The following is a 12,728-nucleotide window of genomic DNA, read 5'->3' as shown; positions in this document are numbered from 1 at the left end:
CTTATTTACTTTTTTTACATCTCATTCCTTTTTGGGGATCACCTTCAGTTCCCCCATTTTTAGTCGGTTGTCCCATAGTACAACAACTTCTATCTTCTTGAGGCTATGTCGATAGAAAAGTGTATATCCCGGGTGAGGAATGATGTAGCGTATATTTTCTACTTCTGTCGTTTGTCCGATGAACGGATTCATGCTGATGCGGTGTAATATGTTCTGTAATTGTACATAGAGCACTTCACCAACCTCATTATTCCCATTCTTTAGTTTTAGTATCTGGAATGCTTCCTTCAACTGTTTCTTGGCGACGAGCGACCATATTACTTGCTTAGCCATTCTGTTACCTCCTTGTTTATTGTTAAGTTGTTCTGTCCTTCACGATTATCCAACTGGCGGCAGGCTGTTTCAATATCCCGGCGCAATTGATGCGAGAATACGAGCACTTGTTCCTTGCTCTGGGGTTCATCCGGCGTTTGAGTACGCGGTGTCACTTTTTCTTTGTTGTTTGTCATAGGGTTATCCTCCTTAGTTTTTCATAGAACATCCTAAAGATACGAATAGTTTTGGAATATCCATGCGGTCTGAACATTTTTCTTCTCTCTGCGTTCTCTGTCCTTGAAACCAAAATTGCGATATCCGAATGAAAGATAAGAAACTGGAGGCTAACCTAAGCTTAGTAGGCTCGCGTATATTGGCGGGATTGAATATGAATGCCCTGAAATACCTGCTGCCCGTGTGGATGGGCGCATTGACGGGCGTCACGGTGCGTTGTACTTTTGCTGCCGTGGCGTTCTGGGTGACAGGCTGGTTTGTGAAAGAAGCGCCTATCACACGGCGGCAGCGTATCGGGTTACTTTGCTTGGGAGCATTCGGCATGTATGGTTTTATGTTCTGCTATCTGCTGGGAATCAGTAAGACGACACCTGTCAGCAGTGCCATCTTCAATTCTCTGCAACCTATTTGGGTGTTTCTTATCTCTGTTTTCTTCCTGCACGAGCGGGCTACGCTGATGAAAATCATTGGCATCTCCCTCGGCTTTGGCGGTGCACTGCTCTGTATATTGACGCAGGGGAGCAATGACTTGGCACACGATGCATTGACGGGCAATATGCTGTGCCTGCTCAGTTCGGTTTTCTTTGCCATTTACCTGATACTGAGTAAGAAGTTGCTGGAAGAGATTGGTTTGGTGACCGTAATGAAATATGTGTTTGGGGGCGCGGCGCTGTCCGGTCTGGTGATATCTACTATCTTCGGATGGGACGCGCCGTTGTTCACCGACGCTACTCATGGCATGTGGCACTGGATGCCGTGGCTGATATTGACCTTCATCCTCATTTTTCCTACATATCTCAGCTACTGGTTGATGCCTATCGGACTGAAATATCTGAAAACAACCGTAGTAGCTATGTATGGCTATCTGATATTGATTGTGACCAGTGTTGTTTCTTATATTGCCGGACAAGACCGTTTCACCTGGGAACAGGGAGTGGCTATCGGGATGATATGCTTGAGTGTGTACTTTGTGGAGGTAGCGGAGAGGAGAAGATAGTGATTAGGGGTTAATGATTAGTGATTAGTGCCATGCGGCATAATAACGCAGCCCACTAATCACCAATCACTAATAGTTTATCACTACCAAGTATTCTCCTTCTGCATGAACAGTGAATTCCGTTCCCGTACATTCGTTCAATGTGCCTTGCCACCAGTTGGTGAAGTCACTGAGAGGATAGACCAGACCTTCGCCACGCAGACCGTGGGCACCGAAGTTGATGATGGAGACTTGCTTTCCCGGTTGGCTGGAAAAAGTATGTGTGTGGCGGCAAGGGATAAAAACGCAGTAGTCCGTAAATGTGCGGACGTTGGCTCCGGCACGCATATAGTCGATAAGAAGGCTGATATTCCCTAATGTATGATCTTCCCGTTTGCCGGTGGCTCCGACGATGACGATATTTTTCTTTCCCTGCTCCATGAGGAAATTGACGGCTTTCGTCTGGTCGTTTGTTTCCTGGTCGGAAATATGATGAAGGATGTGACTATATTTCCGGCGGTTTTCTTCGCTTAATGAGTCGCCGTCACCGATAATTATGTTCGGTACATGACCTTGTGCTATATAAGTATCCGCACCACCATCACAACAAACCACATAGGGAGCGTTCGCTAATATTTGCGAAGGGATGGGATGGGTGGGGTAATCGCCATTTGCAAGGATTACTGCTTCCGGTTCACCATAGAGGGCACAGAGGTCTACCGATTTCTTATCAATATCTTCTTTCATCACTAATCATTAATCATTAATCACTTCTTCCATCATTTTCTTCCATTTGAAGTAGCCAAAGATAGCGATTATTGTATAAAGGGCATATAGTCCGGCAGTAAAATCAAGTCCTTTATAAACATATAGTCCGGCACTGACGACGTCTACTACAATCCATGCCCACCATTGTTCCACATATTTACGTGCCAGCATCCACATACCGACGATGCTGAGGGCGGTGGTGAATGAATCCAGCCAGGGAACATTGCTGTTGGTAAATTCTATTAGTATCCAGGCAATGCCGATGAAGGTAACGACAAATACAATACCGAGAGGAAGATAATAACGCAAGGGCATACGGGTGATGGGGAGTTCCTGTTCTTCTTCCGTGCGGAGATGTAGTTTCCTCCTGACAAAGCTGCCGTATTTCCACATCATCCAGCCATACACTGCCGCACCGAGATAGTAGATGTTTATTCCGAAGTCGGCATATAGCCCGGCATCGTAATAGACGAAGATGTAGATAGCGGGCATGATGATACCCGCTATCCAAAGATAGATACTCGCCCGGTATTCCAGCCAAAGGTAGACAAGCCCGACGATTGTTCCTATTATTTCAAGAGTTTGCTCCATATACTAAAAGCTCAGCGTAATATGTGCCAGCGCGTTAATACCTGCATTGGGATAGTAGGCTGCATAATTGGAGGTGTGGAGAAACTTACTATCTTTATTCTTTATCTGATTCTTACCGTGACCTTCGTACACTGCACTTCCTGATGCATAACCGTTGCTTTCGTAGGTTTCGTCAAATAGGTTATAGACCGTCACACCTACATTAACAGATTTCAGCCCTTTCAGTTTGAAAGTGTATCCGAGGTTCAGGTTACTTACACAGTAAGCGTCCAATGTACAGTCTTCCTGATGGGCATTGTTTAAATATTGCTTGCTGACGTATTGTGTCTGCAAAGATGCATTAAAACCTTTATAATCTAAAGAGATGAGGCTGTTTGCCATGAAGTCCGGTGAGAAAGAGATGGGAGTAGTGCCGATATAGCGGGTGGTCTGCGAGATGCCCCAACTTTCGCTATATATATTTTCCCCGTCCTCATTCACATCACTCAGATATTCGGTGTAATTCTTGATGCGGTTGCGGCTCCAGGTTGCATTGACATCCCATCGTAGCCAGTTGGTGATGCGGGCGCCTGCCATCAACTCGATGCCCATGCGATAACTGTCCTTCACGTTTTCTGCTACGGGTTCTCCGATTTCGTTCAATTGTCCATTCAGCACCAATTGATTCTTATAATCCATATAGTACAGGTTGACGCCTGCATTGAACCAACCTTTGCGGAAGGTATAGCCCAGTTCATAGTCGAACATCCGTTCTGATTTGGGTTGTGCGGCAAACAGGTTGTCCGTATAGTTGTTACGTGTAGGTTCTTTGTTTGCCACGCTGAAGGAGGCATAAAGATTGTTATAGGGATTAATTTTCCAGAAGATACCGGCTTTAGGATTGAAGAAGCTGAAATCTTCGTCAATATTCAGCGGTTGCAAGTGTGCCGGGTCGGCTGTCCAATCCCACTTGTCGTTATTGCCGTTTATCTTGTAGCGCAGATAACGATATTGCATATCGGCATATAAACTAACTCCATCCAGTAGCTCATAATTTACCTTTGCGTAGATATTACCATCTGTTTTCCGTCCGATGTTGCGGTAATATTCATGATCAGGGGCAAGTTCACCCAGATAATTCTTCACCCATACCACTTTGCCGTTATGGGTATTCTTATAATAATTCAGTCCGCCACCGATGGAGGCATCTAACTTGTTTCCTTTATAATCAAAAGAGAATATACCACCGCCGAAACCACTGTCCACCAGTTTGCGGCGTACAAGGTCCGATTTCTCTATGGTGGTGCCGTTTGTTTCAAATGGTGTCAACCCATACTCCACCAGTGTACGCCGATTTTTGTATTCCTCATAGTAACCGTAACCGTCAGTGTAGTGCAGTGCTATGTTCAGTTTCCACGAAGAAGACAATATCTGGTTCAGTAATAATTGGTAATGCGTCTGGCGGTAGTAATCTATCTGGTTGTCATAGAACCCGATTACATTTCCTTGGGCATCTTCTATGGCGCCGTTGGGATTGTATGTACGATCATCTTCCAGTACTTTCTTCTTCAGACCATCCCAGGCATGATATGTTTCTTCTTTTCCGCCGAAGGTGATGAATTTGATGGTGGTCTTGTCGCCGTAATATCCGCCTTGCACAAAATAGGACTTCAGGTCGGCGCTGGCACGGTCGCGGTAGCCGTCACTGTGGATATTAGACAAACGTGCATCGAATCCCCATCGCCCATTGATGAGACCAGTGCCTACTTTTACCGTTTCCTTATGAGTGTTGAATGATCCGTAAGAGCCTGAGAACTCTGCATACGGTGTAGGCAGAATGCCTTGTGTCTTCATATTGATACTGGCTCCGAATGCTCCTGCTCCATTTGTGGAAGTTCCTGCACCGCGTTGAATTTGCAAGTCCTGAAGTGAAGAGGCAAGGTCGGGAGTATTTACCCAAAATATGGAATGGCTTTCCGCATCGTTCATCGGTATGCCGTTGGTGGTTACGTTGATGCGTGTAGCATCTGTTCCACGCACCCGGATACTAGTGTAGCCGATACCTGCACCCGCATCACTCGTTGTTAGTACAGACGGTGTGAACGACAACAGATAGGGAATGTCTTGCCCGAAGTTCTGCTTCTTAAGTTGCTCTTTACTTACATTGGTAAATGCCACCGGAGTAGTTCCCGTGGCACGGGTGGAGATAATTTCTACTTCCTGCAGGCTTATCACCCGCAAGCTGTCCTTCTCATGCGTCTGCGCACAGACACTCAGCGTTGCCGTCAACAGGCAGGCCGCCATTGCATGTTTTCTCATTACAATTTTAACTATTAAAGATTAATACAGAAAAGGGGAACTTTTCTTCTTTTTCCCTCCGCCGGCATTACCCGGATCAGGTCAGTGGGTGTGATCTCAGCCCGTCGTATTAGGGCACCCCTTAGTTGAAATCGATGGCAAAAGTAGCCGTTTTCATTGAAACCAGCAAATGGAGTGAACGATAATCGGAGATATTTGTTAATTTTGTAACCCTGCAAGTGTCTGATAGCCTTGCAGGGAAAATGTATTTATTAACATCAAACGAACACTATTATGTTATTATTTTTGCAAGCAGCGGCTCCTGCCGCCGAAACTGTAGTGGAAGACGGTTTCAGTAAATTACAAATCTTCCTTCAACAACTGATAGATTGGGGAGTGAACGCAGGCGGTCATATCATTGGCGCCGTATTGGTTTTCATTGTCGGACGTTTCCTGATTTCCTTCCTTAATAAAATGTTGGCCAGAGTGCTGGCAAAACGTCACGTGGATGCCAGTATCCAGAGTTTTGTGAAGAGTCTGGTGAATATTCTGCTGACTATCCTGTTGATTATCGCCGTTATCGGTAAGTTAGGAGTAGAAACAACGTCGTTTGCCGCCTTGCTGGCATCCGCCGGTGTGGCTATCGGTATGGCATTGTCCGGAAACTTACAGAACTTTGCAGGCGGGCTAATCGTCTTATTGCTTCGTCCCTATAAAGTAGGTGACCTGATTGAAAGCCAGGGTGTGACAGGTACAGTACGCGAAATCCAAATTTTCCATACTATTCTGCTTACCGGTGACAATAAAGTGATTTATATCCCGAACGGTGCATTGAGCAGTGGCACGGTGACCAACTACAGTCGTGAAAATACCCGCCGTGTAGAGTGGGTGATTGGCGTAGAGTATGGCGAAAACTTTGATAAAGTAGAAGAAACCACCCGCCGCATTATTGCTGAAGATAAACGGATACTTGGTGACCCTGCACCTTTCGTTGCCCTTCATGCACTCGATGCAAGCAGTGTGAATGTCATCATCCGTGCCTGGGTGAAGAGTGAGGACTACTGGGGAGTTTATTTCGATATGAACAAAAACATTTACTCCGTATTTAATAAGGAGGGCATCGGCTTCCCTTTCCCACAACTGACGGTACATCAGGCGAAGGGCTGATCGTCATATAAATGAAGAGGAGCATTGCACTTACTGTGATGCTCCTCTTCATTTATTGTTATTACTTACTATGAATATTGTTATTTTCTTTACATCTCATATACTCCGAGTTCTTCTTCTATTTCTTCACATTCATTCTTTTCGATATGTAGTAAATGGTTGATTTCCCTTCGTTTCTCAAGATCAGTGAAGTAGCTTTCTACTACAGTGTACAAGTCAAAGCCTCGGGTGGAACCTGCCGCCATGTCCAGTGACTCTACCATTTTCTCTACCGCCTGGTGAATGCGTTCCTTATTAATGAAATGCAATTCGTTACTATGAATCAGATACTTTTCCATGATAGTTGTGTTTTAAAGTTCTTATTGATATAACATTTGCTGTGAATGGTTAGTTCATGCATTAAAAATAATAAATCATTTCCTAAGTTAATATAGAATTAATCGCTTTTTTAAGTATCCGCGTGTATTATTGCCGAAAAATAGCGTGAACGTTAAACTTTAGAGTAATAATACCGTGAAAAAAGTAATTAGTATTTTTCTGTTATGCCTGCTGTCAGCAGGCTTGGGTCTGTCGGCGCGTGACTTGCCGAAGATAGTAAAAAACAAGAGTGGAGTAAAGCAATTGGTGCTGGATAACAAACCTTATGTTATGCTGGCCGGAGAACTGATGAACTCGAGTGCATCTACACTTGAAAGCATGGCTCCGAAGTGGCGGAATCTGAAGAATCTCAATCTGAATACGGTTCTTCTTGCAGTAACTTGGGAACAACTGGAACCCGAAGAAGGCAAATATGATTTTACTGTTGTGGACGGACTTATCAATGAGGCGAGAAAATATGACCTGAAACTTGTCTTTCTTTGGTTTGGAAGTTGGAAGAATGGATCGTCAGGCTATGCCCCCTATTGGGTGATGAAAGACACGAAACGCTTTCCCCGGATGAGAGGCCAGGATGGTGGAAATCTTCCGTATTTATCCAACTTTACACAGGCACTGACTGATATCGAATCAAAAGCTTTCAGTGCATTGATGAGCCATATCAGGCAGATAGACAGTGCGGAACAAACTGTGCTGATGGTACAGGTGGAGAATGAGGTAGGCTTGCTGGGAGATAGCAGAGACCGTTCGCTCAAGGCAGAAGAACTTTTTAGGAAGGATGTTCCGGAAGAACTTGTGAAGTATATCTCGAAGAATGAGAAGAAAATACTACCGGAGATAATCGGACAGTGGAAAGTCAATGGAAAGAAAACACAAGGAAGCTGGCAGGAGTTGTTCGGCAATGAAAGCCATAATCTGGCTGATGAAATGTTTATGGGGTGGCATTATGCCCGTCATATTCAACAAGTCGCCTCTGCCGGAAAAGAGGCTTATCCGATACCGATGTTTGTGAATGCTTGGACCATTTATCCGAAAGACCCCATACCAGGAAAGTATCCCAGTGGAGGACCGAATGCCCGGATGCTCGATATCTATCAGTTGGCAGCCCCTGCGATAGATGTCCTTGCCGTGGATAATTACAATGAAGACTATATTTCGAAACTGAAGGAGTATGACCGGAATGATAATCCGGTATTTGTGCCCGAGGCCGTTGCTCTGTTCCGGGGTGAGAAATGGAGCGGGCCTGCCAAAGCGTTCTATACCCTGGCTGAATTTGATGCGATGTGTTTTTCACCTTTTGCGATAGACAATTATAGCGTATATAATGAGAAGCATCCGCTGAAAGCTGCGTATGAAGTCCTGGGAAATCTGCTGCCGCTCATCGCAAAAGAACAGGGAACAGGCCGGATGAGAGGTTTCATGCAGGAAGGGAATACCAGTGACAGGATAGACTTTGGTGATTATGAAATGCATGTTAATTATCATACAGCAGAACCTTATGAAGGATATGGCTTGGTTATCAGACTGTCGGAAGATGAATTTCTGGTTTCCGGTTATAGTGTGAATATCTCTTTCAGTTCAAAAAACAAGAAGCGTCCCGGTATTAGCTACGGCACTATCAGGGAAGGACGTTTTGTGAACGGTGAATGGAAAACCCTGAGATATCTGGGAGGTGACGAAGCTATGCAGGGTGTGGGAGGCGTGAAGATGCCGCCTGTCTATACTAATGAGGAGAAGACTCCGGACCTTATTACTACCGTAATAGTCAAGCTTATTCCGGTGGAGCCATGACATCTTTATTAATGAGAAATGTACATATTATCAATTAAATAGATTTCAAATGAGAACACAAAACTTTTGGTTAACAGTACTGTGTGTACTGATGAGTTTTTTTTCTGCTGCGAATGCTGGCGCTGCGGAAAAGTTAATGGCCGGTACCAGCAAAGTGAACATAACTCCACCCAATCCTCGTTATCCGGTGCACGATTCGCTGTATGCGAGATCCCTTATTCTTGAGGCGGGAGATTCGCGTATTGCATTTGTAGCTTTGGATTTAGGTGGATATACCAACATTCCGTTGGCAGAGAAACTGAAAAAGCAATTTAAATTACAGGAAGTGTATTTCTGCCCCCAACATACACACTCCTCACAGGCAGGGCCGAAGGAATGGCTTGAAGCACAAATCACCAATGCGCTGAAAGAAGCCTCTACATCTATGTTTGAGGCGCGTATTTCAGCCGGTTACCGTACTTTCCCCCAACTGAGCTTCAACCGCCTTATCCTGCGGGAAGACGGGCGTGCCCGCGAATCCTGGTTGGGAGACGATCATTACCGGGCTGTAAATCCGGAACGTATCCCGCACGGACCGGTTGATAATTCCGTAGGAGTGATAAAACTGGAAGATACGAAAGGAAATCCCAAAGTAATTCTCATGAATTATGCCTGTCATCCGGACGTAGCCTGGAATAACTTTGAAATTTCTGCCGATTATGTAGGTTATGCTACGAAATATACGGAAGAAGCTTTTAATAATCAGGTCTATTGTTTGTTTGTTCAAGGCGGTGGCGGCAATCAGGCCCCATTGTTTAAAGACGGTGGACGTACGGGACCAGACGATCCGCGTCCCTCCAATTATGATTTGATCGACCGTATGGGAAAATTGCTTTCTATTGAAACGGTTAAGCTTGCCAGGGAAATCTACCCGAACCCATATGATGTAGCGGATATTAAGGTAAAGACTGACTCTCTGCACTTCACCGGTAGACATGATAAATCCCTGAAGTATAATGTCTATTTCTCAGTCATATCCATAAACGACCGCATTGCCATTGCTGCTGTTCCCGGAGAACCTTTCATTAAATTCCAGATAGACTGGAAGCGTGAGATGCAGCCCAATAACGTTATTCCTTTCCTTTTCGGATATACTTGGAATAATGGGAAGTGGCCGGTGTACCTGCCTGATATCCGTTCGGCGGCTTATGGTGGATTTGGAGCGGATAACGGTCCGGGGCTGATAGAGGTAGGAGCTGCGGAAAAGATATTCAATAAGCTGATAGAGAATTATTATTGGATGATGGGTGTTTTTAGGTAAAAAAAACTATATTATATATTGATGTTTTAAGTAAAAGCGGTTGTGCATAAGTTAAAGAAACTTTTGTCACAATCGCTTTTTTTGTTTATGAGGGAATTGAAATGAACTGTTGGTTGTTTTCCTTGTGTCTTTTAAAAATAGATTTTATAGCTTATATTGGGGATTAAACCTGTGCCGTCAACCTTTTTGATTTTATTAGTTTTCTCATTATATTCATAGAAATGCATTCCGGTGCGCATGCCCACATTCAGCAGTTTGATGGCAAACTCGTGCGATACCTTTTTCTTATTAATCCGGTAGCTGAAGGAAATATCGCCGTTGATAGTCGGGGAGAACTTTTCGCTGTATGCCTTCGTTTCGTCGAATACAATGTCATGTTCTATCATGCTTTGCTTCCTGTCCACCGGGGTGTAGCGGTCGCCTCCCTGGAAGTAGATGCGTCCGTTGAGGCTGAGTACATTTTGTTTCAGCCGGCCCACCATCCATTCTTTTCCGGCAAGGACGTTCAGCAGGTAGTTTTTGTCCAGTCGCGTATTGCGCCAGATGTTGTCTCCGCCTTTATAGCGGGATTTGAACAGGGAAGCTGTTATCATATAATAGAAGCCGTCTTTCATGTATTGTTCCAGGGTGATGTCGATACCATAATTCTTGCCCACTCCTTTGTTCTTGAGTATCCTTTCCAGATAGAAGTCCTGGTGGTTGATGATGGAAAAGGAAGAATTCTCTTCGACGGGGATGCGGAACAGATATTGATAATAGGGCTCTATCTTCAGGTGCATGTACGGGTTGATGTTCCAGTCATACGTAAGTCCGAAGTGATGGGCTTTGGCAAAATCCAGATATTTGTTGGATTCGGTTTTGCCGTTGACGGTGCGTTCCACGAAGTAATAATCCAGTTTCTCCCGGCGGCTGTGCAGACCGTAGGCTGCTGCCAGGGAGTGCTTCGGAAGGAAAGACCACTTGATGGCTGCCCGGGGCTCTACAGACCAGTTCTTGTTGAGGGTGAAGTATTGGGCGGTGAGGCCCAGACTGGCGGTGAGGCGGTTGCTTAAGTTGATGACGGAACTGCTGTATGCCGAGAGTACGGCGCTTTCTCCGTTACCTTTTGAGATTTGTTCCATGGGGATGTCCAGTCCGAAGTAGGGGCTGACTTTATAGTCCAGGTCATATTTCAGCCCTGTGAGGGTGATACCCGTCCTGTTCACATGGTTGGGACTGAATTTCTTATTCAGATAAGAGTTGAAGACAACGTCCCATTTGGAATTCCGGATGTCTCCTACGGGGACTATCCGGTCATCTTCTGTCTGCTGATTGGCTATCGTGTGGTCTTGTGAATAGGTGGCGGCGAGTGACGAACGGATATAAGTGTCTGCATTGATGAGGTATTTGTGAGTTACACCTGCGGCGGCTTTGTCCAGGTTGATTTCGCCCGACTGGCGGTCGGCTTGTGTTTCCCATTTCTCCCGTTCCTCGGCTTCGGGCTTGTTGCGGTCTATCAGGCCAATTCCCCATAAAGAGAAGGTGCCGGCTCTCTTTGTCGGGAAGTTCAGTTTGAAGGCAAGATCCTGGTATTTCATGTTTATATCGTTTCCGGTAGCCAAGGAAGTGGTGGAGAAACGGTAATTGAAGATGTAGGAACTGCCTTGCTTCTTGCTGAGGGGACCTTCGGATGCAAGGTCGATACCCATAATTCCCAACTGGAAGGTATGCTCATACTTCTGATTGTTTCCGTTGCGGATGTGCATGTCGAAAACGCCTGATAAGGCATTGCTGTATTCGGCAGGGAAAGCGCCGTTGTAGAAATCGGAGTTGCCCACGACCTGTGTGCTCAGGGCGGACAGGAAGCCGCCGCCCAGACCGGAGACGTCGGCAAAGTGGGTGGGATTGGGTATTTCGACACCTTCCAGCCTCCACTGCGTGAACTGGGGGGAATTTCCTCTGATGGCTATCGCGTTTGTCCCGACGCTGCCTGCCACGCCTGCAAATGCGGTGGTCAGTCGGGCGGGGTCGTCGAAGCCGTTGGCAAACCTGCCGGCTTCTTCCATGCTAATCATGCGTCCGCCGGTGATGGCCATGGTGTTCAGGGGCTTGTCTTTCCGGACTTCGGGGTGTATGACGACTTCGTCCAATGAGTGAACATTTTCGTCGAGAGGGATTTCGAGGTACACTTCTTTGGAGGAAGTCACGGGGATTTCGTTGAGGATGCTTGCGTTGTAGCCCACAAAAGATGCTTGCAGGTTGCAGCGCCCCACCGGGACGTGGTCTATCCGGAATCTGCCTAAACTATCGGTGGTGGCGCCCAGCGAACCGCTGCCTGTGATTCTTACGGTGACAAATTCTATCGGCATGTTGGTTTTGGAGTCGATAACGATGCCTCTTATGGTTTGAGTTAGTTTTTGTGTCTTTTCTTTGGCGGACGGTTGTTGCTTGTCCGGGGAGGTGATGATGATGTGGTAGCCGGTTATTTTGTAAGTATAGCGGGTGCCTTTCAGGATTTGGGATAATGCTTTGTCTATGCTCAGGTTTTTGAAGGAAAGGGAGAGTTGTTTTTTTACGTCTAAGGCGGATAGTTCATAAGCCACGCTGTAGCCGGTTTGTAGTTCTATCTGGACAAAGGCTTCTTTCAGCGAACTATTTTTATTCTGTATGGTGATTCTTTTCCCTTCATCCTGCGCTGTAGCGGTAAGGGAGAGAAGGGTGAAGAGCAGGAAAATAATGTTTTTATTTATTTGCTTATTAATGCTTATTCGATTCATTATTGTACATTTTTATAAGATAAGCTGCATTTCGGCATAACTTTTTCATGCAAGCATGAAAGTTCTGCACTCAATTTGCATTATCTTTGTAGGGTTAATACTTTATTGTTAGTTTAAAAGTAAAAAAGGATTAACATCTCAGAACCGGGTTGATGGTCTCAAGCTACAATCCGGTTCC

At 45.5% G+C, this 12,728-nt stretch carries 11 protein-coding genes and 1 riboswitch; of the genes, 4 read left to right on the top strand and 7 right to left on the bottom strand.

Annotated elements, in window-relative coordinates; all coding sequences use genetic code 11:
- Window positions 1-21: 21 nt before the first annotated feature.
- Together HMPREF9447_RS22005 and HMPREF9447_RS22000 are read right to left on the bottom strand one after the other, a co-directional pair.
- Window positions 22-333 (bottom strand): type II toxin-antitoxin system RelE/ParE family toxin, encoded by a 312-nt coding sequence (locus tag HMPREF9447_RS22005; protein ID WP_009131995.1) that lies wholly within the window; start codon window positions 331-333, stop codon window positions 22-24.
- Complete coding sequence (locus HMPREF9447_RS22000; RefSeq protein WP_009131994.1) at window positions 318-509, bottom strand: hypothetical protein; 192 nt, start codon at window positions 507-509, stop codon at window positions 318-320. Before HMPREF9447_RS22000 ends, HMPREF9447_RS22005 begins: the two co-directional genes overlap by 16 nt.
- A gap of 128 nt (window positions 510-637) precedes the next feature.
- On the opposite strand from HMPREF9447_RS22000, the gene HMPREF9447_RS21995 reads away from it, so the two are divergent.
- Window positions 638-1,546, top strand: coding sequence for a DMT family transporter (locus HMPREF9447_RS21995; protein WP_009131993.1), 909 nt, complete (start codon window positions 638-640; stop codon window positions 1,544-1,546).
- A 69-nt stretch (window positions 1,547-1,615) separates the two neighbouring features.
- Here HMPREF9447_RS21995 and HMPREF9447_RS21990 read toward each other — a convergent pair whose 3' ends face one another.
- The 3 genes from HMPREF9447_RS21990 to HMPREF9447_RS21980 are packed head-to-tail and all read right to left on the bottom strand — an operon-like array spanning window position 1,616 to window position 5,182.
- Entirely contained in the window at window positions 1,616-2,272 is a 657-nt protein-coding gene (locus HMPREF9447_RS21990) for a thiamine diphosphokinase (RefSeq protein WP_009131992.1), read from the bottom strand.
- Window positions 2,273-2,281: 9 nt separating this feature from the next.
- A complete protein-coding gene (pnuC, locus tag HMPREF9447_RS21985; RefSeq protein ID WP_009131991.1) occupies window positions 2,282-2,884 on the bottom strand; it encodes a nicotinamide riboside transporter PnuC in 603 nt (200 codons plus the stop codon).
- Window positions 2,885-2,887: 3 nt separating this feature from the next.
- A complete protein-coding gene (locus HMPREF9447_RS21980) occupies window positions 2,888-5,182 on the bottom strand; it encodes a TonB-dependent receptor (protein ID WP_009131990.1) in 2,295 nt (764 codons plus the stop codon).
- A 36-nt stretch (window positions 5,183-5,218) separates the two neighbouring features.
- Window positions 5,219-5,314: riboswitch (TPP riboswitch) on the bottom strand.
- Between the two features lie 141 nt (window positions 5,315-5,455).
- Here HMPREF9447_RS21980 and HMPREF9447_RS21975 point away from each other — a divergent pair.
- On the top strand, window positions 5,456-6,328 hold the full coding sequence (locus tag HMPREF9447_RS21975) for a mechanosensitive ion channel family protein (RefSeq protein WP_009131989.1): 873 nt from the start codon (window positions 5,456-5,458) through the stop codon (window positions 6,326-6,328).
- Between the two features lie 89 nt (window positions 6,329-6,417).
- Here the strand turns inward: HMPREF9447_RS21975 and HMPREF9447_RS21970 are convergent, their stop codons facing one another.
- Entirely contained in the window at window positions 6,418-6,666 is a 249-nt protein-coding gene (locus HMPREF9447_RS21970) for a hypothetical protein (protein WP_009131988.1), read from the bottom strand.
- 175 nt (window positions 6,667-6,841) lie between these two features.
- On the opposite strand from HMPREF9447_RS21970, the gene HMPREF9447_RS21965 reads away from it, so the two are divergent.
- Window positions 6,842-8,494 carry a GH35 family beta-galactosidase gene (locus tag HMPREF9447_RS21965; protein WP_009131987.1) on the top strand — a complete coding sequence of 551 codons (1,653 nt, stop codon included), beginning with the start codon at window positions 6,842-6,844 and terminating at the stop codon, window positions 8,492-8,494.
- Between the two features lie 49 nt (window positions 8,495-8,543).
- On the top strand, window positions 8,544-9,794 hold the full coding sequence (locus tag HMPREF9447_RS21960; protein ID WP_009131986.1) for a hypothetical protein: 1,251 nt from the start codon (window positions 8,544-8,546) through the stop codon (window positions 9,792-9,794).
- A gap of 131 nt (window positions 9,795-9,925) precedes the next feature.
- On the opposite strand, the gene HMPREF9447_RS21955 is transcribed toward HMPREF9447_RS21960, so the two are convergent.
- Window positions 9,926-12,550, bottom strand: a complete 2,625-nt coding sequence (locus HMPREF9447_RS21955; protein WP_009131985.1) for a carboxypeptidase-like regulatory domain-containing protein — start codon at window positions 12,548-12,550, stop codon at window positions 9,926-9,928.
- Window positions 12,551-12,728: the final 178 nt, after the last annotated feature.

Origin of the sequence: Bacteroides oleiciplenus YIT 12058 (assembly GCF_000315485.1) — a bacterium.
In the GTDB taxonomy this organism is placed as follows: Bacteria; Bacteroidota; Bacteroidia; order Bacteroidales; family Bacteroidaceae; genus Bacteroides; species Bacteroides oleiciplenus.
This window is presented reverse-complemented; position numbering and strand designations above follow the sequence as displayed.